Origin of the sequence: Actinophytocola sp., assembly GCF_036002505.1 — a bacterium.
Taxonomy (GTDB): Bacteria; Actinomycetota; Actinomycetes; order Mycobacteriales; family Pseudonocardiaceae; genus DASYTH01.
Window position 1 is genome coordinate 16,578 of sequence record NZ_DASYTH010000196.1, and the last position, 24,746, is coordinate 41,323.

The 24,746-nt window shown below is 72.1% G+C and carries 23 protein-coding genes; 8 read left to right on the forward strand and 15 right to left on the reverse strand.

The genetic code is table 11. From position 1 onward, the window contains the following. Position 1 precedes the first annotated feature (1 nt). The 4 genes from VGR06_RS16470 to VGR06_RS16485 all read right to left on the reverse strand — a co-directional run bounded on the left by VGR06_RS16470 (position 2) and on the right by VGR06_RS16485 (position 1,108). Entirely contained in the window at positions 2-139 is a 138-nt protein-coding gene (locus tag VGR06_RS16470) for a hypothetical protein (RefSeq protein WP_327559956.1), read from the reverse strand. A gap of 43 nt (positions 140-182) precedes the next feature. Next, a complete protein-coding gene (locus VGR06_RS16475) occupies positions 183-320 on the reverse strand; it encodes a hypothetical protein (protein ID WP_327559957.1) in 138 nt (45 codons plus the stop codon). Positions 321-354: 34 nt separating this feature from the next. Beyond that, on the reverse strand, positions 355-492 hold the full coding sequence (locus tag VGR06_RS16480) for a hypothetical protein (protein ID WP_327559958.1): 138 nt from the start codon (positions 490-492) through the stop codon (positions 355-357). Between the two features lie 106 nt (positions 493-598). Continuing rightward, on the reverse strand, positions 599-1,108 hold the full coding sequence (locus VGR06_RS16485) for a DinB family protein (protein WP_327559959.1): 510 nt from the start codon (positions 1,106-1,108) through the stop codon (positions 599-601). Positions 1,109-1,200: 92 nt separating this feature from the next. Between VGR06_RS16485 and VGR06_RS16490 the strand changes: the two genes are divergently transcribed. Next, positions 1,201-2,427, forward strand: a complete 1,227-nt coding sequence (locus tag VGR06_RS16490; RefSeq protein WP_327559960.1) for a cytochrome P450 — start codon at positions 1,201-1,203, stop codon at positions 2,425-2,427. 23 nt (positions 2,428-2,450) lie between these two features. Continuing rightward, the gene (locus VGR06_RS16495; RefSeq protein WP_327559961.1) at positions 2,451-3,731 is read left to right on the forward strand and encodes an adenosylmethionine--8-amino-7-oxononanoate transaminase; all 1,281 of its coding nucleotides are present in this window, start codon (positions 2,451-2,453) and stop codon (positions 3,729-3,731) included. On the opposite strand, the gene VGR06_RS16500 is transcribed toward VGR06_RS16495, so the two are convergent. Further along, positions 3,728-3,961 (reverse strand): glutaredoxin family protein, encoded by a 234-nt coding sequence (locus tag VGR06_RS16500; protein ID WP_327559962.1) that lies wholly within the window; start codon positions 3,959-3,961, stop codon positions 3,728-3,730. The two genes, VGR06_RS16495 and VGR06_RS16500, sit on opposite strands and share 4 nt — an antisense overlap. A 186-nt stretch (positions 3,962-4,147) precedes the next feature. Here VGR06_RS16500 and bioD point away from each other — a divergent pair, with 186 nt between their 5' ends. The 4 genes from bioD to VGR06_RS16520 all read left to right on the forward strand — a co-directional run bounded on the left by bioD (position 4,148) and on the right by VGR06_RS16520 (position 6,967). Beyond that, entirely contained in the window at positions 4,148-4,873 is a 726-nt protein-coding gene (bioD, locus tag VGR06_RS16505; protein ID WP_327559963.1) for a dethiobiotin synthase, read from the forward strand. Between the two features lie 102 nt (positions 4,874-4,975). Beyond that, the gene (gene bioB / locus VGR06_RS16510; protein ID WP_327559964.1) at positions 4,976-5,998 is read left to right on the forward strand and encodes a biotin synthase BioB; all 1,023 of its coding nucleotides are present in this window, start codon (positions 4,976-4,978) and stop codon (positions 5,996-5,998) included. A 144-nt stretch (positions 5,999-6,142) separates the two neighbouring features. Further along, positions 6,143-6,352, forward strand: coding sequence for a hypothetical protein (locus VGR06_RS43915; protein WP_414637278.1), 210 nt, complete (start codon positions 6,143-6,145; stop codon positions 6,350-6,352). Positions 6,353-6,391: 39 nt separating this feature from the next. Continuing rightward, complete coding sequence (locus VGR06_RS16520; protein ID WP_414637284.1) at positions 6,392-6,967, forward strand: DUF2567 domain-containing protein; 576 nt, start codon at positions 6,392-6,394, stop codon at positions 6,965-6,967. A gap of 101 nt (positions 6,968-7,068) precedes the next feature. Here the strand turns inward: VGR06_RS16520 and VGR06_RS16525 are convergent, their stop codons facing one another. Genes VGR06_RS16525 through VGR06_RS16540 form a run of 4 tightly spaced genes read right to left on the reverse strand, consistent with a single transcriptional unit; the run spans position 7,069 to position 15,776 of the window. Next, a complete protein-coding gene (locus VGR06_RS16525) occupies positions 7,069-8,133 on the reverse strand; it encodes a potassium channel family protein (RefSeq protein ID WP_327560038.1) in 1,065 nt (354 codons plus the stop codon). 26 nt (positions 8,134-8,159) lie between these two features. Further along, positions 8,160-11,411: an ATP-dependent DNA helicase gene (locus tag VGR06_RS16530; RefSeq protein ID WP_327559966.1), complete on the reverse strand. Its 3,252-nt coding sequence runs from the start codon at positions 11,409-11,411 to the stop codon at positions 8,160-8,162. Next, complete coding sequence (locus VGR06_RS16535) at positions 11,404-12,540, reverse strand: Fic family protein (protein ID WP_327559967.1); 1,137 nt, start codon at positions 12,538-12,540, stop codon at positions 11,404-11,406. The genes VGR06_RS16530 and VGR06_RS16535 overlap by 8 nt, the downstream gene beginning before the upstream one ends. Before the next feature lie 47 nt (positions 12,541-12,587). Further along, complete coding sequence (locus VGR06_RS16540) at positions 12,588-15,776, reverse strand: ATP-dependent DNA helicase (RefSeq protein WP_327559968.1); 3,189 nt, start codon at positions 15,774-15,776, stop codon at positions 12,588-12,590. A 266-nt stretch (positions 15,777-16,042) separates the two neighbouring features. Here VGR06_RS16540 and VGR06_RS16545 point away from each other — a divergent pair, with 266 nt between their 5' ends. Next, positions 16,043-16,363, forward strand: a complete 321-nt coding sequence (locus VGR06_RS16545; protein ID WP_327559969.1) for an MGMT family protein — start codon at positions 16,043-16,045, stop codon at positions 16,361-16,363. A gap of 251 nt (positions 16,364-16,614) precedes the next feature. On the opposite strand, the gene VGR06_RS16550 is transcribed toward VGR06_RS16545, so the two are convergent. The 5 genes from VGR06_RS16550 to nirB form a co-directional block, all read right to left on the reverse strand. Continuing rightward, on the reverse strand, positions 16,615-17,604 hold the full coding sequence (locus VGR06_RS16550) for a pirin family protein (RefSeq protein ID WP_327559970.1): 990 nt from the start codon (positions 17,602-17,604) through the stop codon (positions 16,615-16,617). Between the two features lie 85 nt (positions 17,605-17,689). Continuing rightward, on the reverse strand, positions 17,690-18,352 hold the full coding sequence (locus VGR06_RS16555; protein ID WP_327559971.1) for a sirohydrochlorin chelatase: 663 nt from the start codon (positions 18,350-18,352) through the stop codon (positions 17,690-17,692). Beyond that, positions 18,349-19,497: a uroporphyrinogen-III synthase gene (locus VGR06_RS16560; RefSeq protein ID WP_327559972.1), complete on the reverse strand. Its 1,149-nt coding sequence runs from the start codon at positions 19,495-19,497 to the stop codon at positions 18,349-18,351. The genes VGR06_RS16555 and VGR06_RS16560 overlap by 4 nt, the downstream gene beginning before the upstream one ends. Beyond that, positions 19,494-19,841, reverse strand: coding sequence for a nitrite reductase small subunit NirD (gene nirD / locus VGR06_RS16565; protein ID WP_414637280.1), 348 nt, complete (start codon positions 19,839-19,841; stop codon positions 19,494-19,496). Before nirD ends, VGR06_RS16560 begins: the two co-directional genes overlap by 4 nt. Next, on the reverse strand, positions 19,838-22,345 hold the full coding sequence (gene nirB / locus VGR06_RS16570) for a nitrite reductase large subunit NirB (protein WP_327559973.1): 2,508 nt from the start codon (positions 22,343-22,345) through the stop codon (positions 19,838-19,840). Before nirB ends, nirD begins: the two co-directional genes overlap by 4 nt. Before the next feature lie 200 nt (positions 22,346-22,545). On the opposite strand from nirB, the gene VGR06_RS16575 reads away from it, so the two are divergent. Next, positions 22,546-23,211: a TIGR04222 domain-containing membrane protein gene (locus VGR06_RS16575; RefSeq protein ID WP_327559974.1), complete on the forward strand. Its 666-nt coding sequence runs from the start codon at positions 22,546-22,548 to the stop codon at positions 23,209-23,211. A 5-nt stretch (positions 23,212-23,216) separates the two neighbouring features. Here the strand turns inward: VGR06_RS16575 and VGR06_RS16580 are convergent, their stop codons facing one another. Then, positions 23,217-24,743, reverse strand: coding sequence for an MFS transporter (locus tag VGR06_RS16580; protein ID WP_327559975.1), 1,527 nt, complete (start codon positions 24,741-24,743; stop codon positions 23,217-23,219). Between the last annotated feature and the right edge of the window lie 3 nt (positions 24,744-24,746).

Sequence of the window (24,746 nt, forward strand, 5' to 3'; positions counted from 1 at the left end):
ATCAGTTCTGCACGATGATCGTGCCGTCGGTGGCGACCGAGTCGGAGGTGCTGGTGTTGGCGGCGATGAGGCCGTACTCGACCGCGGTGGCCAGCAGGACGGTGAGGGCGGCGATCAGCAGTCGGCGGTGAAACTTCATTGTGGTTCTCCCCTTCAGGCGTTGCCCGGAGCGCGAGCTGAGTTCAGTTCTGGCTGATAATGGTGCCGTCGGTGGCGACCGATTCGGTGGAGCTGGTGTTGGCGGCGATGAGGCCGTACTCGACCGCGGTCGCGAGTAGCACGGTCAAGGCGGCGATCAACAGACGACGACGAATCTTCATCGTGTTCTCCCCTAGATTGGCCGGAGCGCTGTGCTCAGTTCTCGACGATGATGGTGCCTCCGGTGGCGACCGAGTCGGAGGTGCTGGTGCTGGTGGCGATGAGGCCGTACTCGATCATGCTGGCCAGCAGGACGGTGAGGGCGGCGATCAGAAGTCGATGACGAAGCTTCATGGGTGTCTCCCCTTCGAGTGCCGCGCTGAACGCGCTGACAGCGTCAGGTTAGACCGGTGTGCGGGGGTGCGGAATCCGCTGCCTGGCGCCAAAAACGGGCGCGCGGTCAGTAGTAGCCCCTGGAGCCGTCGAGGAGTTCGCGGATGGCGTCGGCGTGGCCGGCGTGGCGGGCGGTCTCCTCGATCATGTGGAGGAGGATCCAGCGCAGGCTTGCGGCGCCGGACTTGAAGTCGGTGTTCTTGCCGCGGTCGTCGAGTGAGTGCGCCGCGATGATCTCGTTCGACCGGGTGCACTGGCGGTCGTAGTCCTCGAGGAGCTGGGCGAGCGGAGTGCCGTCCACGATCATGTCCTCGTCCTCGGTCTCGGAGAACTGCGGACCGGTGGCCGGGAGGCCCAGCATGACGATCTCGAACCAGAGGTTCTCGACCCAGCGCATGTGCGACACCAGGCCGGCCATGGTCATCAGCGGCGAGGCCGGCAGCACCGCCCGGTGCGCGTCCTCTTCGGACAATCCGTCACATTTCCAGGTGATGACCGCGCGCTGCAGGTCAAGCCAGCCCACGAGTTGGGTCCGCTCGTCGGCGGTGAACGCGGGGCGGGTGCGTGAGGGTGCCATGACCGCGGGACGCTAGCCGATCAACCGCGGCCCCGCCCACCGGATTTGTGGCAAGGTGGGGGTGGCGGGTCACGACGAGTAGGGGGAAGTTCATGCAGAGTACCGGCGCGTCCGCACCCGTGCGCCTGGACGGGGAGTTCATCGAGGATCCCTATGCGCTGTACCGCCGGATGCGCGAGGAGTCGCCGGTCCGGGAGGTGGTCACGCCGCGCGGGCTGAAGGTGTGGCTGGTGACGCGCTACCAGGACGCCCGGGACGCGCTCGCGGATCCCACGCTGCACAAGAACATGCGGGACGGGCGCGAGCTGTTCACCAAGCACAGCACCACCGGCAGCGCGGACGAGCTGTTCGGCCAGGAGCTGAGCTCGCACATGCTGAACAGCGACCCGCCCGATCACACCCGGCTGCGCAAGCTGGTCGCCAAGGCGTTCACCATGCGCCGGGTCGAGCTGATGCGGCCGCGGATCGCGGAGATCACCGAGGAGCTGCTCGACGGCCTGGCCGGGCGGGACGAGGTGAACCTGGTCGACGACTTCGCGTTTCCGCTGCCGGTCACGGTGATCTGCGAGCTGCTCGGGGTGCCGCAGGCCGACCGCGACGACTTCCGCCGCTGGTCGAACGTGCTGCTGTCCGCGGGCAACTTCGAGGAGGTGCACGCCGCCGGCGAGGCCATGGCGACCTACCTGTACCAGCTGGTCACCGGCAAAGTAGAGCACCCCGCGGACGACATGCTGACCGCGCTGGTGCAGGCCCGCGACGACGAGGGCGGCGGCGAGGGGCTGGGCGAGTTCGAGCTGGTGTCCATGGCGTTCCTGCTGCTGGTCGCCGGGCACGAGACGACCGTGAACCTGATCGCCAACGGCGTGCTCTCGCTGCTGCGCAACCCCGACCAGCTCGCGGCGCTGCGGGCCGACCCGGCCCTGCTGCCCGGCGCGGTGGAGGAGTTCCTGCGGTACGAGAGCCCGGTCAACCACGCGACCCTGCGCTACACCACGGTCCCGGTCACACTGGGCGGCGTGGAGATCCCGGCCGAGGAGTTCGTCCTGGTGTCGCTGGGCTCGGCCAACCGGGACGGTAACCGGTTCGCCGACCCCGACCAGGTCGACATCACCCGCGAGGCCGGCGGCCACCTGGCCTTCGGCCACGGCATCCACTTCTGCCTCGGCGCCCCGCTCGCCCGGCTGGAAGGCCAGATCGCCATCGGCGGCCTGCTCGACCGGTTCCCCGACCTGGCGCTCGCGGTCGACCCGGCCGAGCTGCGCTGGCGCAACAGCACCCTGCTGCGTGGCCTGGAGTCCCTGCCGGTCCGGATTCGCTGACGCACCTCGCTAGCCTTCGGCGGGTGGACGCCGAGGAGTTGGTCGCGCTCGACCGGGCACATGTGTGGCATCCGTACGGGCCGATGCCGGGGACGGTGGACCCGCTCGTGGTGGAGTCGGCGGCCGGGGTGCGGCTGCGGCTGGCGGACGGGCGGGAGCTGGTCGACGGCATGTCGTCGTGGTGGGCGGCGATCCACGGGTACCGGAACCCGGTGCTGGACAAGGCGTTGCTTGACCAGGCCGGGCGGATGAGCCATGTGATGTTCGGCGGGTTGACGCACGAGCCGGCGGTGCGGTTGGCCACCCGGCTGGTGGAGATCACGCCGGAGCCGCTGCGGCACGTGTTCCTGTGCGACTCGGGGTCGGTGTCGGTCGAGGTCGCGATCAAGATGTGCCTGCAGTACTGGCGTTCGGTGGGCCGGCCCGGCAGGACCCGGTTGCTCACCTGGCGGGGCGGCTACCACGGCGACACGTTCAACCCGATGAGCGTGTGCGACCCGGACGGCGGGATGCACAGCCTGTGGCGCGGGGTGCTGCCCGAGCAGGTCTTCGCGCCGGCGCCGCCGGCCGGGTTCGCCGCGGGCGTGGACCACGACTACGTCGCCGGGCTCGCGGAGCTGATCGAAGCGCACGCGGACGAGCTGGCCGCGGTGATCGTCGAGCCGGTGGTGCAGGGCGCCGGCGGGATGCGCTTCCACGACCCGCGGTACCTGCACGTGCTGCGGGAGCTGACCCTGGCGCACGACGTGCTGCTGATCTTCGACGAGATCGCGACCGGGTTCGGCCGCAGCGGTGCGCTGTTCGCCGCCGACCACGCCGGGGTCAGCCCGGACGTGCTGTGCCTCGGCAAATCGCTGACCGGCGGCTACCTGAGCATGGCCGCGGCGCTGTGCACCGGCCGGGTGGCCGAGGGGATCTCCCGCGGCGAGGTGCCGGTGCTCGCGCACGGCCCGACGTTCATGGGCAACCCGCTGGCCGCCGCGGTGTCCACCGCCTCCATCGACCTGCTGCTCGGCCAGGACTGGCTCGGTACGGTGCGGCGGATCGAGGCGGAGCTCGCCGAGGGGCTGGCGCCGGCCGCGGGCCTGCCGGGGGTGCGGGACGTGCGGGTGCTCGGCGCGATCGGCGTCGTGCAGCTCGACCACCCGGTGGACGTGGCCGCGGCGACCCGTGCAGCGGTGGCCGCCGGGGTGTGGCTGCGCCCGTTCCGTGACCTTATTTACACAATGCCGCCGTATATCTGTGAATATGGTGATATCCGGGCGATTGCCGCCGGCGTCCTGGCCGCGGCCGCGGCCGGCTAAATGGCATTTGGTAATAGCGCGCTGGCGAGTTCGGACTCCGACGGCTCGACCAGGACGGAACCGTCCGGCAGCACCACGACCGGAATGTTCCTGCGGCCCTTGGCCAGCTCTATCGCCCTGTGTCGAGCGCTGTGGTCGTGTTCCACATCGATATCAGTAAAAGGCACGCCGTTGTCCCGCAGCCATGCCTTCGCCTGGCGGCAGTCGCAGCACCAGTCCGCGCCGAACACGATGACGCTTTCTCTCCCAGACACAGGGGGAATATAACCGATTACGGGGCGCGTGTGGTTGGTGCAAACGAGTGGGACTAGCCTCACCATCCGTGAGCGAGCTTGCGAGCGAACCATTGGGCACTGCGCCGCGGCCGAGCTTGCGAGGCAGCGGTGTTGCCAGCACCGAGCTTGCGAGGTGATGGCGTGAGTGTGCTCGTGCTCAGCGGCACCGGGACCGACGTGGGCAAGACCGTGGTCGCCGCCGCGGTCGCCGCGCTCGCGCTGGCCACCCGGCAGAAGGTGGCCGTGCTCAAACCGGCGCAGACCGGCGTCGGCCCCGATGATCCGGGCGACGTCGGCGAGATCGTCCGGCTGGCCGGCCCGCTCACCACCCGGGAGCTGGTCCGCTTCCCGCACCCGCTGGCCCCGGCGACGGCCGCGCGCCTGGCCGGCCGGCCACCGGTACGCCCGGCCGAGGTGGCCGGCGCCGCCGTCGAGCTCGACCGGACGCACGATCTGGTGATCATCGAAGGGGCCGGCGGCCTGCTGGTCCGGTTCGACGACGACGGCGGCACGATCGCCGACGTCGCCTGGGCCCTGGGCGCGCCGGTGCTGGTCGTCGCCGACCCCGGCCTGGGCACCCTCAACGCCACCGCGCTCACCACGGAAGCCTTGCGCCGCAGGGGAATCGCCTGCGCCGGCCTGGTCGTCGGCGCCTGGCCGCGGCTGCCCGACCTGGCCAGCAGGCACAACCTGGAGGATCTCCCGGCGGTGGCCAACGCGGTCCTGGCCGGGGCCCTGCCGGCCGGTGCCGGCGCGCTGGACCGGCCCCACTTCCTTGACGTGGCTCGCCGGTCGCTCTCGCCGACGCTCGGTGGAACGTTCAACGCCGGCGAGTTCGCCGCCGAGCAGCTGCGTGCCGCGGGGTAGATGCCGGGTCGAGGCCGGCTCACGGGTGAGCTACGCCTCGGTCGAGGTGGCTTTCGCGTGCGGCAGACTGGCTGGCGAGCTGTCGACCTTGAGGGAGGCCCGGTGACCATCGCTGTGCAGCGGACTGACGACGCAGTGCTCGCGGAGGCCCGTGAGCAGGTGCTCGAGCGGGGCGTCGGGCTGGCTGAGGCGCAGGTGCTGCGGGTGCTCCGGCTGTCCGACGAGCGGCTGCCGGAGCTGCTGGCGCTGGCGCACGAGGTGCGGATGCGGTGGTGCGGGCCGGAGGTCGAGGTCGAGGGCATCGTGAGCCTGAAGACCGGTGGGTGCCCGGAGGACTGCCACTTCTGCTCGCAGTCCGGCAGGTTCCCGACGCCGGTGCGGTCGGCGTGGCTGGACATTCCGGGGTTGGTGGAGGCGGCGCGGCAGACCGCGGCCACCGGGGCCACCGAGTTCTGCATCGTGGCGGCGGTGCGCGGGCCGGACGCGCGCCTGCTCGGCCAGGTGCGGGACGGCATCCGGGCCATCCGCGAGGCCGGCATCGAGATCCAGATCGCCTGCTCGTTGGGCATGCTCACGCAGTCCCAGGTGGACGAGCTGGTGGCCATGGGGGTGCACCGGTACAACCACAACCTGGAGACGGCCCGCTCGCACTTCCCCAACGTGGTGACCACACACTCGTGGGCGGAGCGCTGGGACACCCTGCGGATGGTGCGCGACGCCGGCATGGAGGTGTGCTGCGGCGGCATCCTCGGCATGGGCGAGACGGTCGAGCAGCGCGCGGAGTTCGCCGCCCAGCTCGCCGAGCTCGACCCGCACGAGGTGCCGATGAACTTCCTCATCCCGCAGCCCGGCACCCCCTACGAGGCCTACCCGGTGGTCGAGGGCAGGGACGCCCTGCGCACCATCGCCGCGTTCCGCCTGGCCATGCCGCGCACCATGCTCCGGTTCGCCGGCGGCCGCGAGCTGACCCTCGGCGACCTCGGCGCGGAGCAGGGCATGCTCGGCGGCATCAACGCCATCATCGTCGGCAACTACCTGACCAACCTCGGCCGCCCCGCCCAGCAGGACCTCGACATGCTCACCGACCTCAAGATGCCGATCAAAGCCCTCAGCGACACCCTCTGAACCCGCGAGTCCCCGGTCCCAGCACGCGAGTCCCCGGTCCCAGCACACGAGTTCCCAGTTCGAACCGCGAACTCGAGTGCCTGAATCGGGGACTCGCGGTCCTGAACCGGGGACTCGCGGGATCCCCTGGCAGACTCCGGGGGCGTGGGAGCGTTCTGTGTGCGCTGCGGGCGGGCTGAGGCGGAGGGTGATCACATCGGCTGCCGGGGGGCGCGGGCGATGTTGGAGCCGCCGCGGTTCTGTTCGGTGTGTGCGCGGCGGATGGTGGTGCAGGTGACCCCGTCGGGGTGGTCGGCGCGGTGTAGCCGGCACGGGGAGTACTCCTCCGCCGAACCCCTCGGCGGCACGGACTAGTCTCGGAGCGTGACCAACGAGGAGCCGCCGGCGTCGCCCGTGGCCACCGCCGAGGAGCAGCCGCAGTGGGCCTATGCGTGGCAGCCGCCGCGGCCCAAGGTCGTGATCAAGCCGGACCTGCTGCCGGCGGTGAGCATCCTGTCGACCGTGTCCCTGCTGGGCATGGTGGTCGGCTGGATCTGGTCGCGGCTCGCTCCGCCGCAGCGCCTGCAGGTGCTGGCCGATCGGCAGGTGCCGCTGCCGGTGGAGAGCTATCACCGGTTCGACGATCTGGCCCTGTTCGTGCTGCTGTGCCTGGGGGCGGGGCTGTTCACCGGGCTCGGCGTGTGGCTGCTGCGGGAGCGGCGCGGTCCGGTGATCATGGTGGCCGCGGTGCTCGGCTCGCTGGTCGCCGCCTGGCTCGCCATGCGGGTCGGGGTGTCCTGGGCGGAGGGCCGGTTCACCGTCGAGGGTGCCCCCAAGGTCGGTGACGTCGTGTCGAAGGCGCCGCAGCTGGAGTCCGGGTGGGCGATCGTCGCCTGGCCGCTCACCACCGCGCTCGCCTACGGGATCTTCTCGGCCTGGAACGGCATGGACGACCTGGGCCGCCGCCTAGACCGCCTCTCCGGAACTTAACTCCTGTCGTTGCGTTCCAGCGAGCGCTGCGGATGGCAGGTTGATTGTGGCTGGGTGCCGTCACGGTCCCCTGAGGTTGCGTTGGTCAGAGGCGGGACTCACTACTCCTCGGCGGCGGGGGTGACCTTCCGGACGTAGAGCAGGCGGTCGCCGCGCTCGATGGCGTCGGCCGCGGGGTGGTCCACCCGGAAGAGCTTCCCGCCGCGCACCACGCCGAGCACGATGTCGGACAGGTGCCGCGGCGACCCGCCGACCTCGCCGGGATCCACCTCCCGCTCCGCGATGGCGAGCCCGGCCTCCGGGGTGATCAGGTCCTCGACGATCTCCACGACGTTCGGCGTCTGGGTGGCGAGGCCCAGCAGCCGGCCCGCGGTCTCACTGGACACGATCACCTGGTTCGCGCCGGACTGCCGCACCAGGTGCACGTTCTCCGCCTCCCGCACCGAGGCCACGATCTGCGCGTCCGGCGCGAGCTCCCGGGCGGTCAGCGTGACCAGCACCGACGTGTCGTCCCGGTTCGTGGCCACGACAACCGCCCTGGCCGCCGGCACGCCGGCCACCCGCAGCACGTCCGAGCGGGTCGCCGAGCCGTGCACGGTCACCAGGCCCAGCGCCGACGCGGCGTCCAGCACGGACTGGTCGGTGTCCACGACGACGATGCGCTCGGGCTTCGTGCCGTCGGAGAGCACCGAGCTCACCGCGGAACGGCCCTTGGTGCCGTACCCGACGACCACCACGTGGTCCCGCACCTTCGACCTCCACCGTTGGATCTTGAACGCCTGCCGGGACCGCTCGGTGAGCACCGCGAGCGTCGTGCCGACCAGGATGATCAGGAACAGGATGCGCAGCGGCGTGATCACCAGGACGTTGACCAGCCGCGCCGACGTGCTGACCGGGGTGATGTCGCCGTACCCGGTCGTGGACAGCGACACCGTCGAGTAGTACACCGCGTCCAGGAACGACATGCCGTCGCCGTTGGCGTCGCGGTAGCCGTCCCGGCCGGCGTAGACGATCAGCACGGCGGCCAGCAGGGCCAGCAGCGCCCACACCACCCGGCGGGCGATCGAGGTCACCGGGCTGGTGCTGCTCTCCGGCATCCTGATCACACCGACCAGCGTGTGGTCCGGTCGCTCGGTGAGCCGGTCGGTGGGCAGCCTCGGCCTCATCACGGCGGCACAGTAGCAACCCCGGATCAAGCCGACGGAACCGAACGGAGAAGCTCGCGCAGCCCGGAAAGGTCGAGCAGGTCGGCCGGGCGGAGGGTGTGGTCGCGGCGCACGTAGTGGAAGCCGGCACGGACCCCGTCGACCGGCGTGCCGGACAGGCTCGCCCAGGCCAGCCGGTAGGCGGCGAGCTGCACGGTGAGCGCCGGCAGCAGGTCCGGGCCGGGCGGGGCCCCGGTCTTCCAGTCGATCACGGTCCAGCCGCCGTCCGGGTCGGCGAACACCGCGTCCATCCGGCCCCGCAACGAGATCCCGTCGACCTCGCAGGCGAACGGGACCTCGACCTCGTGCGGCACCCGGTTCGCCCACCGGCCGGCCAGGAACGCGGCCTTGAGCTCCTCGAGGTCGGTGTCCGGGAGCGCGCCGCCGTCCGCCGCGCCGGGCAGCTCGTCCACGTCGAGCAGCGCCCGCGAGCCGAATCGCTTCTCCAGCCACACATGGAACGCCGTGCCGCGGCGGGCGGTCGGGTTCGGCGGGTACGGCAGCGGCCGGCGCAACCGGCGGGCCAGCGCGTCCGGGTCGGCGGCGAGCTCCACCAGCTGGCTCACCGAGAGCTGGTCGGGGAGCGCCACCCGCTCCCGTTTGGACGCCGCCGCGGCGCGTTCGGCGATCAGCACGTCGGTGTCGCGCACCCAGCCGTCCGGGTCGTCCTCCAGCGCGAGCTGCTCGCCGCCCGGGGTTCGCTCCAGCGCAGCCAGCTCCGCGCGGACCAGCGCCGCGCCGTCGATCACGCCGGTTCGCCTGTCCCGCAACGGATCCACCGGCCAGTCCGCGGTCCGCTCCCGGGCCAGCAACGGGTTCTCCGCGTCCGGCGCGGGCGCCTCGGCCCGGTGCTCGACCAGCGATTCGTCTACTGTGGACAACGCCTCGGCGACCTCGGTGAAGAACGGGGACGGGCCGCGCGGCCGGGAACCCGTTCGCCCCCACCAGTGTGCGGACACCAGCAGGGTGCGCGCCGAGCGGGTGAGCGCGACGTAGCACAGCCGCCGCTCCTCGACCAGGTCGCGCTCGGCGAACTCCTCGGCGTGGATCGCGAGCGCCTGCTCGACCTCCTTGCGGTCCGCGGCCCCGTCGAGGTTGAGCCGCGGCAGGTCCTCGGCGTCGCCGCGCAGCTCCGCGGGCAACTCGGTGACCGCGCGCAGCCAGCACGAGGAGCGCCGGCGGCTCGGGAAGATCTCGTTCACCAGGTGCGGCACCGCGACGATGTCCCACTCCAACCCCTTGGCGGAGTGGACGGTCAGGATCTGCACCCGGTTCTCGGCCACGTCCACCTCGCCGGGCTCCAGGCCGTCCTCGGCGCTCTCCGCCGCGGCCAGGTAGTCCAGCAGCGCGGGCAGGCTCGCCGACGGGCTGGTCTCCGCGTAGTCGGCCACCACGTCGGCGAACGCGTCCAGGTGCGCGCGGCCCACTCCGGTGGGCCGGGCGCTGGCCTCGATGTCCAGCAGCAGGGTGCGCTCGACGTCGGCGACCAGCTCGGGCAGTGGCTGGGCGAGCCGGCGCCGCAGCGCCGTGAGCTCCGCGCCGAGCCGGCGGACGCGGCGGTAGCCCTCCGGCGAGTACGCCTCGGCCTCGCCGGGATCGTCGAGGGCGTCGACCAGGCCGGCCAGCTCGGTGCCTTCCCCGGTGATCGCGTCGATCGGGTTGGTGCTGCCCGGATCCGGCGCGTAGGCCGCGGCGAGCTCACCTGCCCGGCGGTACAGCGCGGCCAGGTCGGCCGGGCCGATCCGCCAGCGCGCGCCGGTGAGCAGCCGCGCGGCCGCGGTGCCGGCCAGCGGGTCGATCAGCACCCGGAGCGTGCTGACCAGGTCGCGCACCTCCGGCTCGTCCAGCAGGCCACCGAGCCCGACCACCTCGACCGGCAGCCCCCGCTCGCGCAGCGCCGCGGCGAGGTCGGCCATGTCCGCACGGCGGCGCACCAGCACCGCGGTCGTCGGCGGCTGACCCGTCTCGTCCACCGTGGACTTCCAGCGGTGCGCGACGGCGTCGGCCATCCAGGACACCTCATCGTCCACATCGGACAGCAGGGCGCAGCGGATGTCGCCGGGCGGCACGCCGTCCCGGGCCCGCAGCTCCTCGACCGCGAGCCCGGCCCGGCGCAGCGGCCCGGCGATCGCGTTCGCCATGGCCAGCACCTCGGGCGGGTTGCGGAAGCTCGTCAGCAGGCCGTACTTCGTGGCGGGTAGGAGCCGGTTGTTCCCGGCCTTTCGGGGGAAGTCGGTGGCGAACCGGGGCAGGTTCGCCGCGCTCGCGCCGCGCCAGCCGTAGATCGCCTGCGCCGGGTCGCCGACCGCGGTGACCGGCATCGGTTCGCCCATGCCGAACAGGGAACGCAGCAGCACGCGTTGCGAGTGGCCGGTGTCCTGGTACTCGTCGAGCAGCACCGCGCCGTACCGGTCCCGCTCACCGCGCATCACCTCCGGGTGCTCGCTGGCCAGCCGCGCGGCCAGGGACATCTGGTCGGCGAAGTCCATCGCGCCCTCGCGCCGCTTGCGCTCCCGGTAGTTCTCCACGAGCGGCAGCAGCGCGACCCGGAACCGTTGGGTGGCAAGGACTCCCCTGAGATCCTGGGAGAGCTCGGCGCGCTGCCGGGGAGCCCGCGGGGCGCTCTCGATGGCCGCGCAGACCTTCCCGGCGTGCTCGGCCAGCTTGTTTTCGTCCACCAGATGCTCGGCCAGTTCCCCGGCCAGGGCAAGGAGATAGCGGGTCACCGTGACCGGAACCCATTCCGTGTCAAGGTCCTGCGTCCAGGTCGACACCACCCGGTGAGCGAGCTGCCAGCACGCCGTCTCGGTCAGCAGCCGCGCCCCCGGCTCGGCCGGCAGCCGGAGCCCGTGCTCGGCCACCAGCCGGCCCGCGTACGCGTGGTAGGTGAGCACGGTCGGCTCCCCGGCGAACACCGCCCCCGCGCGCTCCCCGCTGGGGTCGAGCTTCTCCAGCAACCCCGACCCGGCCAACCGCTTGAGCCGCGACCGCACCCGGTCCGCCAGTTGCCGCGCGGCCTTCCGGGTGAAGGTCAACCCCAGCACCCGCTCCGGCGTCACGATCCCGTTGGCCACCAACCAGACCACCCGCGCCGCCATGGTCTCGGTCTTCCCCGCGCCGGCCCCCGCCACCACCAGCGCCGGCTCCACCGGCGCCGCGACCACCGCCGCCTGCTCCGGAGTCGGCACCGCCAACCCCAACGCGGCCGCCAACTCCTGCGGACTGATCGGCTCACTCATAGGGATCACCCGCCGGTGATCGGAGCTTCGTGTCCGCCTCGACAGCGATCGCTGCTATATGCAGGCCGTGCGAAGGAACATATCGGCGGCCCCGCTTCTCCCCCTCTGGAGCGAGCAAGCGAGCCTTGACCAGCTCGTTGAGATCCCGGCCAGCGACGTTTGGACTGATGTCCGGAACCAACTGCCGGTAGGTGCTATTGCGCAGATAGAACCCGGACATGCAGAACATCAGCGGTTCGACACAACGGGGCGGGAGGCCAGCTTTCTCAATTTGGCGTTCGGCTAGTACCCAATGCTGCTCAGCCAGTTTGGCCCGCAGTTCAACTTGTTGAGCCTGCCGGTGGTGCGCGGTGAGGCAGAACCGGATCCACGGCCTGGTGTCGCTACTCGGATTCCACTTGCCACCGCCCACCTTGGCGAGCACCCGGTAGTAGGCCGGCTGGTTGTGGCCGAGGTGCTCCTCGATGGAGGAGAACTCCGGCGCTATCAACGTGCCGTCGCAGGCCAGGATCAGAGTCTGCAGGCATCGCGCCATGCGGCCGTTGCCGTCCTTGAACGGATGGATCATGACCAGGTTGAGGTGCGCCATGGCCGCCCGCACCATGGCTGGCAGATCCGAGTCCGCGGTGTTGATCTCCTCAACCAACTCGTCAACGAGCCCGCGAACCTGGTCAGCGGTGGGTGCGATGTAGACGGTGGTCCGGTTCTCCTCGTCGTAGACATACACCTCGCCGGGCCGCCAGCGTCCCGGCCACCGGGTGAGGTCGTGGTGCTGCATCATGAAGTGCAGCGCCTTCAGGGTGTCCGCGGTGATGATCGGACGATCTTCCATCGCGATCTGCAGGACGTAGGTCATCGCATCTCGGTAGCCACGCACCGCGCGCCAGGACAGCTCGTCGGCGGCCATCGGCTCCTGGTCGTCGAGCGCGGCGAAGGCGTCGTCCACGCTCACCTCGTAGCCCTCGATCGAGTTCGACCCGCGCACCGCGCGAGCAAGGGCGACCTTGCGCAGCATCCCGCTCCATCGGCGCGGCGCGGCGACAAGCGGACGGAGCCGCTGGTGCTGGTCCTTGATGAGGTCCAACACCCGGTGATCGGCTTCATCCAGGTCTGCGGGAGAGAACAGCATAGTCGCATACTAACCGATGTGCGGTCGTATAGTTTCCACGTATCCACTTATGGGACCTGGCGACCGCTGGGGTGGAGGGGGCAGGTGGTGCGGGCGGGGCAGCGGGGGCAGTCGGGGTTCTCGCGGGCGGTGTAGGTGGGGCCGATTGTGGACTGGGCGGCTTGGTGGACGGTGGTGAGCCAGGTGGGGGTGGTGTCCGGGGTGAGCGGGTCCTGGGTGCGTTCGGCGGCGCCGGTGGTGCGGTGGCGTTTGGAGACGTAGAGCAGGCGGGCGCCGCCGGGTTCGGCGTCGAGGCCGAGCTGGCGGAACGCTCCGTAGGCGGCGGCGAGCTGGTAGACCGCGAGTTGGGGGTGCTCCTTGGCGTCGGACTCGCTGATCGGGACCTTGCCGGTTTTGAGGTCGACGACGACGGGGCGGCCTTCGGCGTCGGACTCCAGGCGGTCGACCCGGCCGCGGAGGCGAACGCGGCGGCCCTCGGGGGTGGGCGGGAGGTCGACGGTGACGTCGTGCTCGACGGCGACCTGGGTGAGGTCGGCGCGGGTGGTGCGGAGCCAGGTGAGGAACGTGTCGAGCATGGCGTGCACGCGCTGGCGTTCGCGGCGGGAGAACCAGGGGGCGCCGGCGTCGACCGCGTCCCAGGCCTTGTCCAGCGTGGCCCGCACCTCGGTGTCGGAGGCGCCCGAGGCGGCCGACTGGGCCAGGGCGTGCACCAGGGTGCCGGTGACCGCGGCCAGCTCCGCGGGGTCGGCGCCGCCGTGCCGCTCCACCATCCAGCGCAGCGGGCAGCGGATCAGCTGCTCCACTGTGGACGGTGAAACGGAGACGGCGTCGTCCTTGGCGCGCAACGGTTCCGTGCTGGACAGGTCGGGCAGGCCGTACCAGCCGTGCGGGTCGGCGCCGGGCACCCCGGCGGCCACCAGGCGGGCGAGCTGGCTAGCGGCGCGGCGGCGGCGATCCAGCGGCAGCGCAGTGTCGGAGACGGCCCGGCGCAACTCGCCCACCAGGTCGGCGAGGGCCAGGGCCCGCTCGGGGGCGGCGATCGGGACGGGCGCGTCGGCCTCGCCGGCGTCGGCCCCGGCGAGCTCGGCGAGGAACCGGGACGGCTGCTCCTCCTCGCCGCGGATGGCGCTGACCAGCAGCTGCTTGCGCGCCCGGCTGGCCGCGACCAGCAGCAGCCGGCGCTCCTCGGCCAGCAGCGGCGCGGTCAGCGAGACACCCTCCGTAGTGTCCACTCCGGACAGCAGGTCGACCAGCCGCTCGACGCCGAGCAGCGAGCCGCGCAGCCGCAGGTCCGGCCAGGTGCCCTCCTGCACGCCCGGCACGGCCACCACCGTCCACTCGCGACCGGTCGCGGCGTGCGCGGTGAGCACCGCGACGGCGTCCCCGCGGGGAGCCGAGGGCGCCAGGCTGTCCCCCACGATCCGTTGCGCGGCAAGGTGGTCGGCGAACGCGGCGACGCCGGCGCCGGGCAGCCGGTCGGCGTGGCGCTCGGCCGCGTGGAACAGGCCCACGATCGAGTCGAGGTCCCGGTCCGCTTGCGCGCCAAGGGTTCCGCCGCGCGCGGCCTGGGCGACCAGGCGCGGCTCGAGGTCGCTCTGCTGCCACACGTCCCAGAGCACCTGCTCGAGCGAGGCACCGGCGCCGATCGTCCGGCGCGCGGTGGCCAGCAGCCCGGCCAGCCGGCGCACCGGGGCCGCCTCGCCGTCGGCCAGCGCGTGCAGCCGGTCGTCCGTGGTGAGCACCTCGACCAGCAGCTCGTCGGACCCGCGCTCGCCCCCGGCGGCCAGCTCGAGCCGGCGCAGGCCACGGCGCAACCGCCGCAGCGCCAACGGATCCGCGCCGCCGAGCGGCGAGGTGAGCAGCATCGCCGCGCGCTCCGGGGTGAGCGCGGCGGGGGTGGCGGCGCAGCGCAGCAGCGTGAGGAACGGGCGGACGGCGGGCTGCTCGGCCAGCGGCAGCTCGTCCCCCGAGGTGGCCACCGGGACCCCGGCCGCGGCCAGCGCGCGGTGTAGCACCGGGATGGACCGGGTGGCGGACCGGACCAGCACGGCCATCTCCGACCACGGCACGCCGTCGATCAGCCGGGCCCGGCGGAGCTGGTCGGCGACCCAGTTCGCCTCCGCGGCCGCGGTGGCGTGCAGGCGGATCTCCACCCGGCCGGGGCCGCCGGTGGCCTCGGGCTCGGGGCGGCGGCGCCCGGGCAGGCGGGCGGCGAGCCGGCCGACGGCACCGGCGATGGCCGGCGCCATCCGGTGCCCGGCGGTCAGCACGACGGCGTCCGCGGCGTCGTCGGCCAGCAGCCGGTGATCCGCGCCGCGGAAGGAGAACACGGCCTGGTCCGGGTCGCCGGCGAGGACGAACTCCTTGGCCGCGTTGCCCAGCTTCTTGATCAGGCGGTACTGCAGGGGGTCGAGGTGCTGCGCGTCGTCGACCAGTAGGTAGCGCACCCGGGCCCGCTCGGCGGCGAGCAGCTCGGCGTCGGTCTCGAACGCCAGCAGCGCGCTCGCCACCAGCTCGGCGGCGTCCAGGGCGGGCGCGCTGGTCAGGGCGGTGGCGCTGTCCGCGGCCCCGTGCAGCAGGGTGACCTGCTCGTACTGCTCGGCGAACCTCCCGGCGGCCACCCACTCCGGTCGTTTGTTCTTGCGCCCCAACGAGATCAGGTCCTCCGGGCCGAGCCCGCGCTCGGCCGCGCGGAGCATCAGGTCGCGCAGCTCCTCGGCGAACCCGGGCATGGCCAGCGCCGGGCGTAGATGCGCCGGCCAGTGCTCGGCGCCGTCGGCCAGGTCGCCGGCGAGCAGCTCCCGGATCACGGCGTCCTGCTCAGGCCCGGACAGCAGCCGCGGCGGCGGGAGGTCGTGCAGCACGGATTGCAGGCGCAGCACGGAGAACGCATACGAGTGGACGGTGCGGACCATGGGCTCGCGGACCGTGCGCGGCACGTCCGGGTCGTCGTCCGGAGTGGTCAGCAGCGCCGTGATGGTGGCGCGGAGGTCGGCGGCGGCGCGCCGGCTCGCGGTCAGCACGAGCAACTGCTCCGGGTCGACCCCGCCGGACCGGATGCGGTCGGCGGCGACCTCGGCGAGCAGCGTGGTCTTGCCGGTGCCCGGGCCGCCGAGGACGCGCAGGAAGCCGTCGGTACCGGCCAGCACGCGGCGGCCGGCCTCGTCCCACACCGGCCGGGGCCGGGCGGACGCGTGCCGGCTCCGGACGAGCCGCGGCGCCTTCGTGATGGCCACCGAACTAGGGAAGCACCGCGGAAGGTCAACTTCGGGGACCGACACGGCTGGACAGTCGTTCAAAACGCCGATCCGGCGAGGACGGGGCCGCCGGGCGGTGTTCGCCAGCGACGGCGGGTCACTCAATGGCCGCGCAACTTGGTGATCTTCGTGGTCGGTGGTGGGGTGGAAAGCAACGTGACGTTGCTTTCCCTACCAGGCCTTGATCGTTGTGAATGACCCTCCTCTCGTGCTGACTGTCGGCAGGCGGTGAGAAGCTGCACGATGTGGATGAGGAGTTGCACGAGCGGATCCGGAAGATCGTGCTGGCGATCCCGCCCGGTTCGGTGGCGTCCTACGGGGACGTCGCGGAGCTGGCCCGGGCCCCTTCGCCGCGCCTGGTGGGCCGGGTGCTGTCCGAGGACGGCGCCGACCTCCCGTGGCACCGCGTGTTACGGGTGGACGGCACGCCCGCCCATCATCTGGCCCATCGCCAGCTCGAGCTGTTACGCGCCGAGGGCGTGCTGGCCGACGGCGAGAAGGTCAACATGCGCAGGTACCGCTGGGACGCCGTCGAGGTGCACGAGGACCCGGGCCTGTTCGGCTGACCGCCATGTTGGCGCGTGACGTCGCCGTGTTGGCACCTCACGATGTTCACGGCCCGTAGGAAGCCAACACAGCGACGCGAGCGGCAAACATGCGGCCGTTCAGGAGCTCCAGAACGTTGGTCATGCTGTGTTCTTTCGGCTCGCTCCGCTCGCGTGAGCGGGCCTTGACGTGGTGTCTTCCTTCCTGCGCTGCTCGGTCGCTCGTTCCTCGCTCCCTGCGCTGCTCGTCAGTCCAGACACCACCGGCCCGCTCATGTCAGCCTTTCGTCTGCGGAAGTGCGGTGGGCCAGGTGCTCGGCCGGGATCTGGCCGAGCCGTCCGGCCTGGTAGTCCTCCATGGCCTGGACGATCTCCTGGCGGGTGTTCATCACGAACGGTCCGTACCGGGCGATCGGCTCGTGCAGCGGCTGGCCGCCGAGGACGAGGATCTCCCAGCCGGTCGGCGAGTTGGCCGGCTGCCGGCCGGCGGCGCGCACGGTCAGCGCGGTGCCCGGGCCGAAGACGGCCAGCTGGCCTTCGTCCAGCGGGCGGTCCTCCTCGCCGGCCGTGCCCCGTCCGGACAGGACGTACACCATGGCGTTGAAGTCCTCCGGCCACGGCATGGCCAGCTGCGCGCCGGGGCTGACCGTGGCGTGCAGGTAGGTGATCGGCGTGTAGGTCACGCCCGGGCCGTCGTGCCCGGCCAGCGACCCGGCGATCACCCGCACCAGCGCGCCGCCGTCCACACTGGACAGCAGCGTGGCGTCGTGCGCGTCGATGTCCTGGTACCGCGGGGTGACCATCTTCAGCTCGCGCGGAAGGTTGACCCACAGCTGCACACCGTGGAACAGCCCGCCCTTGATGACCAGCTCCTGCGGCGGCATCTCGTTGTGCAGGATGCCGGCGCCCGCGGTCATCCACTGGGTCGAGCCGTTGGTGATCAGCCCGCCGCCGCCGATCGAGTCGGTGTGCTCGAAGGCGCCGTCGATGATGTAGGTCACGGTCTCGAAGCCGCGGTGCGGGTGCCACGGCGCGCCCTTGGCCTCGCCCGGCCCGTACTCCACCGCGCCCATGTGGTCCAGCAGCAGGAACGGGTCGGCCAGCGACAGGTCCACGCCCGGGAACGGCCGCCGCACCTGGAACCCTTCTCCCTCAAGGAACCGGCGCCCCTGGATGATCCGGTGCACCCCGCGCCACGCCGTCGGCTCGGCCAGCTCCGGCAGGCGCGGCAGCGTCAACGTGTCAGCGGTGACGGCAGGCATGTCAGCCTCCTCGCTCCTCGGCGCCGGGACGGCAGCCGCTCACCCACTCAATGTAGTTGCGAGCTCAATTATTCCGCCGACCGACTCACGCGGCGTTCGGGTAGCAGCAGGTTTCGAGGTAGCGGCGGGTGATGAGGTCGGCGACGCGGGGGTGGGGGCCGATCGGGTCGGCGACGACGGGGGCGCCGCAGGTCTGGGCGGAGCGGTGGAACAGGCCGGGGGCGAGAAGCCAGGAGGCGACGGCGACGCGGCCGGGCGCGGCGGCGACGACGTCGGGGAGCCTCGGAGTGCCGGTGGCGATGTAGCCGACCTGGACATCGGCGCCGGTGCGGGTGGCGAGGAGCAGGGCGGCGCGGCGGACGTCGGCGCGGGCGCGCGGGTCGGACGAGCCGGCGGCGGCCAGGACCAGCGTGTCGCCGGGGCGCCAGCCGGCGGCGACCAGGCGGTCGTGCGCGGCGGCGACCAGCGCGGGCGCGGGGCCGAGCGGCGGGGTGATCAGCGCCCGGTGGTCGACCTGGGCGGGGACGTCGACGCGGACGTGGTAACCGGCCGCCAGGAACGCCGGGACGACCACCGCCGGGCCGCGGACCGCGCCCAGCACGGTGGCCACGTCGGGGCCGTGGACGTCGGCGAACGCGACCTCGACCCGCACCCCGGGCAGGCGCCGGCGGACCGCGCAGGCAATTTGGTGGAACACCCGCGCGCCGGCCGGATCCCGGGTGCCGTGGGCGACCAGAACGAGCGTCATGGCAGGTCGATGGCCAGCCGGTAGCCGCGCTTGACCACGGTCTGCACCAGCCCCGGCTCGCCGAGCGCGGCCCGCAGCCGGCCGACGGCGGTCTCGACGGCGTGCTCGTCCACGGTGGCGGTGCGCCCGGAGTGCCGGCGCAGCACGCCTACCAGCGCGCGGCGGGACAGCACGTGGCCGGGAGTGGCGGCGAGCGCGCGCAACACGGCCATCGGCGCGGGCGGCACCGGGCGCAGTTCGCCGCTGACCACAACGGACTGGCCGCGCAGCTCCAGCTCGGTCGCGCCGACCGGGATGCGGATGGCCCGGGCCGGCAGCGCCACGGTCAGCTCCCGCACGAGCGCGCCGATCCGCGCCCGCTCCGGCTGGACCGAGGGAATTCCCTTACGGGTCAGCGGTCCCGCGGTGATCGGGCCGACGCAGGCGACCAGCACCTGGCCGCGCAGCAGGCTCAGCAGCTCGTCCAGCCGGCCGCCGCGCTCGGCCGCGCGCAGCACGCTCGCGGCCGCCGGGGCGCTGGTGAACGTGAGCGCGTCGACCTGGCCGGCCAGCACGGAGTCCAGCAGGCGCTCCAGCGGCGCCGGGTCGGCCGGACCGGTCCACCGGTACACCGAGATCTCCACGACGTCCGCGCCCTTGCCGCGTAACGTGTCCACGAACTCCGGTAGCGGCTCACCGTGCAGCTGCACCGCGATCCGCTTACCGTCCACTCCGGACTCGAGCAGGTACTCCAGCAGCTCCGCGCTGGCCTCGGACTCCGGCGACCAGTGCTCGACCAGCCCGGCCGCCCGGACCGCGCCCTTGGCCTTGGGCCCGCGGGCCAGCACCTGCGCACCGCTGAGCGTGCGGCGCAGGTCGTCGCCCAGCCCCCAGCCCTCAGCCGCCTCCACCCACCCGCGGAAGCCGTGTCCGGTGGTGGCCACCGCGACGTCGACCGGGCCGTCCAGCAGGCTTCCGGTGGCGCGCAGCAGCTCGGTGTCGTCCTCGAGCGGGATGATCCGGATCGCCGGTCCGTAGTAGACGGTGGCGCCCTTGCGCTCCAGCAGCCCGCCGAGCTCGTCGGCCCGCCGAGCGGCGGTCACCCCGACGGTGTAGCCCGCCAGCGGCAGGACGTCCACTCTGCTTACCTCCAACGCGGCGGTCACGTTCGCGGCCCCAGCAGGACGGTTCCATTCTCCAACCGCACCGGATACGTAGCGACCGACACCGCCGGGTCGTCCACACAGATCCCGGTGCGCAGATCGAACGCCTGCTTGTACACCGGGGACACGGCGACCGGCACGCCCCCGCGGTCGCCCACGATGCCGCGGGAGAGCACCGCGGCGCCGCTGAACGGATCCAGATTGGACAGTGCGAACACCTCGTCCTGGTTGGTACGGAACACGGCCACCTGCGTGCCGTCCGGCAGCAGCGCCGCCACCCCGCGGTTGGGTTGCAGCACCGACACCGGGCACACCGCGACCCAGGTCTGCTCGTGCACGATCGTCACCGCACCACCTCCGGCAGGCCGAGCTGGACGGGAACGCGTTGCCCGCGCTCCTCGCGGAACGAGATCGTCGGGTCCGGGGTACCCGGGGCGTTGACGAACGAGGTGAACCGGGCGAGCTTGTCCTCGTCCTCCAGCACTCCCCGCCATTCGTCCGAATAGGACTCGACATGTCGCGCCATGGCCTGCTCCAGGTCGGTGCAGATGCCGAGGCTGTCGTCCACGATCACCTCGCGCAGGTGGTCCAGGCCGCCATCCATGGCCTCGATCCACCCCGCGGTGCGCTGCAGCCGGTCCGCCGTGCGCACGTAGAACATCAGGAACCGGTCGATCAGCCGGACCAGCGTGTCAGTGTCCACATCGGACACGAGGAGGTCGGCATGCCGCGGCCGGAACCCGCCGTTGCCGCCGACATAGAGGTTCCAGCCGTGCTCGGTGGCGATCACGCCGAAGTCCTTGCTCCGGGCCTCGGCGCACTCCCGGGCGCACCCGGACACCGCGGCCTTGATCTTGTGCGGCGCGCGCAGCCCGCGGTATCTCAGCTCCAGGTCGATCGCCAGGCCGACCGAGTCCTGGACGCCGTACCGGCACCAGGTGGTGCCCACGCACGACTTCACCGTGCGCAACGCCTTTCCGTAGGCGTGCCCGGACTCGAAGCCGGCGTCGACCAGCCGGCGCCAGATCTGCGGCAGCTGCTCCACCGTGGCGCCGAACAGGTCGATCCGCTGCCCGCCGGTGATCTTCGTGTACAGCCCGAAGTCGCGGGCCACCTCGGCGATCACCATCAGCTTCTCCGGCGTGATCTCGCCGCCCGGGATCCGCGGGATCACCGAGTAGGTGCCGTTGCGCTGGAGGTTCGCCAGGAAGTGGTCGTTGGTGTCCTGCAACGAGGCCTGCTCGCCGTCCAGCACGTGCCCGGTGCCGAGCGAGGCGAGGATCGAGGCGACCGCCGGCTTGCACAGGTCGCAGCCGCTCCCGTTGCCGTGCCGGGAGATCAGCTCGGTGAACGTGCGGATCCCGGTCGAGGACACGATCTCGAACAGCTCCGCCCGGCTCTGTCCGAAGTGCTCGCACAGCGCCTTCGACTGCGCCACGCCGGCCGCGGACAGCAGCTGTTTGAGCATGGGCACGCACGAGCCGCAGCCGGTGCCCGCCTTGGTGCAGGACTTGAGCGCCGGCACGTCGGCGCAGCCCTCGGTGATCGCCGCGTCGATCGTCGCCTTGGTCACCGCGTGGCAGGAGCAGACCTGCGCGTCGCCCGGCAACGCACCGACCCCGATCCCGGCACCGTCCCCGGCCGGGGCGATCAGCGCGGCCGGGTCGGCCGGCAGCTCGCGGCCGACCATCGGGCGCAGCGTCGTGTACGCGGTCGCGTCGCCGACCAGCACGCCGCCGAGCAGCGTGCGGGCGTCGTCGGACACCACGAGCTTGCGGTAGGCGCCGGACACCGCGTCGTTGAACACGACCTCCAGCGCGCCCTCGCTCTTGGCGTGCGCGTCGCCGAAGCTGGCCACGTCCACGCCCAGAAGCTTGAGCTTGGTCGACATGTCCGCACCCGGAAACGTCGCCGCACCACCGAGCAGCCGGTCCGCGACCACCTCGGCCATCGCGTAGCCGGGCGCCACCAGCCCGTACACCCGGCCCTCCAGGCAGGCGCACTCACCGACCGCGTAGATGTCCGGATCGCTTGTCCGGCAACCGGAATCCACGACCACACCGCCCCGCGCCCCCACCTCGAGGTCCGCGGCCCGGGCCAGGTCGTCGCGCGGACGCACCCCCGCGGAGAACACCACCAGGTCCAGGTCGAGCTCGGTCCCGTTGGCCAGCTTGGCGATGAGCCGCCCGCGGTCCTGCTCGATCGACTGGGTGGACGTGCCGGGATGCACGGTCACGTCCAGGTTCTCGATCAGCCGGCGGAGCAGCGCACCGCCGCCCTCGTCCACCTGCAACGGCATCAGCCACGGCGCCAGCTCCACCACGTGCGGGGAGAAACCCATGTCCCGCAACGCCTTCGCGGCCTCCAAGCCGAGCAGCCCGCCACCGACCACCATGGCCGCGCGCCGGCCGCGGCGGGTCTTCGCGGCGGCCGTGGCCCGGATCGCGTCCAGGTCCTCTATCGTGCGGTACACGTGGCAGCCGGGTAGGTCGCGGCCCGGCACCGGCGGCACGAACGGGTAGGACCCGGTGGCCAGCACGAGCTTGTCGTAGTCGTGCACCAGCCCGCTCTTCGTGGTCACCGTCCGCGCCAGCCGGTCCACCGCCACCACCGGGTCGCCCAGCCGCAGCGCCACCATCGGATCGCCGGTGAAGTCCGCACCGTCCAGCTCGAGCCGGCCCGGATCCCATGTGTCCACATAGGACGTCAGGGCGACCCGGTCATAGGCCGGCCGGGGTTCCTCGGCGAGCACCGTGACCCGCCAGGCGCCGTCGCCGTCCCGGTCCCGCACCGCCTGCACCAGACGGTGACCGACCATGCCGTTGCCGACGACGACCAGTGAACGCGCCATACCGAACTGCCTCCTCGCCACTCCCCCGCCCATGCTCGAACGCCGCCGTGTCACCGGCGGGTCAAGGTCGTTTCGCGACCGTTACGGAAACCTCCCTGCCCAGGTCAGAAACGCGTGCGCACGAATTTCTCCGGCAGATTCGCGGTCAAACCGGGACTCCTGCCGGCCCCCGGCCGCATACTCGGCCGGGGGTGGTGCCGATGTCCGATCCGTATCCGCTGGTGACATCCGGGCTGCTCCTCGTCGCCGCGCTGACGCTCTACCTGCCGGTCCTACCGGGCCCCATCGAGATCGGCCTGACCGAGATCGGTTACCTCCGCGGGGGCACGAAGGGCGCCGTGGTCACCGCGCTGGCCGCGCTGAACGACGCCGGGCTGATCAAGGCGCGCGGCCGGGCCGGCATCCGCCGAACCGGGGGAACGCTTGCCGCGGGTGCGGGTCCGTTCGTCCGGGCGGTGTACGGCACGCTGCACAACCCCGCCCGGCCCCGGGCCCTGGCCGAGCGCCCGGCGGTGCGCCGGGCCCGGGAGTCGATGGTGCGGCGGCTGACCGAAGCCGGCCTGGTCACCGGGGCGGGCCGCCGGTGGTTCGGGCGGGCGCTGCTGCTCGCCGTCCTCGTCCTCGCGGTGCTCCGCCCCGGTACCGCCGCGATCACCGCCGGGCTGATTGCGGCCGGCTTGTGGCTCCCCGCGCGGCGCACGATCGCCGGCCACGGCGTCTCCTGGACCGCCCGCCGCGAGCACGACGAGCTGCTCCGCGGCTGGCGGCACATCGAGGCGACCGAGCCGAGCTGGCGGACGGGCGGAGGAGATCACTGGGGCTCCACCGGTTCGGCCGGGGCCGGTGACCACGCGACACCGCACTGACCCGGCTACACCCGGGCGTAGGCCAGGCTCGGCATCCGCTCGATGGCGAACGAGCGGCGCAGGTAGAAGAACCAGGTCATGACCGCGAACACGGCGTAGGCGCCGAGGAAGACGTAGAGCGCCGAGACCGACCAGTCCGCGTTGGCCGCTGCCACCGCCACCTTGTCCGCCGCGGTCTTCGCCGCGTTGACCTTCGCCGTGACGTCCAGGCTGGCCTGCCGGAACACGACCTGGATCAGGAACCCGCCGAACGCGCCGATGGCACCGGCGATGCCGATGACCGCGGCCGCCTCGCGCTTGAACTTCAGCAGGGTCGGCGCCGGGTCGAGGCCCTGCTCCGAAACGGCCTTCTTGCCCAGCGCACTGAAGATCAGCGGGATCATCCGGTACGTGGAACCGTTGGCGGCACCGGACAACAGGAAGATCACCATGTAGGAACCGAAGAACACCGCGAAACTGTGCTGCTTGACGCCGACGATGGCGAGCGCGGTGAACAGACCCATGCCGAGGAAGCAGTACAGGGTGACGACGGAGCCGCCGATCCGGTCGGACAGCCACCCGCCGAACGGCCGGGCCACCGACCCGATCAGCGCGCCCATGAAGCCGAGCCCGGCGAGATACGTGGCGATGAACGGGTTGGCCGCCAGGAACTCCGGGAACGTGTTCTTGATGACCAGGGGCAGCGCGAAGGAGTAGCCGATGAACGAGCCGAACGTTCCGATGTAGAGGATCGACATGATCCAGGTCTGCCCGTGCCGCAACGAGCTGACGTAGGAGCGCGCGTCGGACCTGGCGTCGGTGATGCTGTCCATGAACAGCCACGCGCAGATCGCCGCGGCCACCACGAACGGAATCCAGACCAGGCCGGCGTAGGCGAGGTGCACGTCGTGCTTGGGCAGCTTGGCCGCGGCCGCCGGCACCCCGATGATCACCACCAGCGGCACCACGAGTTGCACGATGGCCACACCCAGATTGCCGCCCGCGGCGTTGAGGCCCAGGGCGAACCCCTTGTGCTTCTCCGGGTAGAAGAACGAGATGTTGGCCATCGAGGAGGAGAAGTTGCCGCCGCCGAAGCCGGCCGCCGCCGCGCAGAGCAGCAGCATCCAGAACTGCGTGCCGTGCGACTGGTGCGCGAGCCACCCGCTGGGCACCAGGAACGCCAGCAGCAGCGCCGGGATGAGCAGCAGGCCGGCGCTGAACCCGGTCCACAGCCGCCCGCCGAACTTCGGCACGGCGAACGTGTACGGGATGCGCAGCGTGGAGCCGACCAGGTTCGGCACCGCGGTGAGCCAGAACGACTCGGACAGGGTCATCGGCAGTCCGGCGTTGGCCAGGTTGATCACCACGACCGACCAGAGCACCCAGATGGCGAACCCGAGGTGCTCGGCGAAGATCGAGAAGATCAGGTTCTTCCGGGCGATCCGGCGGCCGGTGCTCTGCCAGAACTCCTCGTTGTCCGGGTCCCAGTGGTCGATCCACCGGCCACCCCGGCGGGTCTCCCCGGTGGGCGCTGCCTCGGTTGCGACGCTCATCGT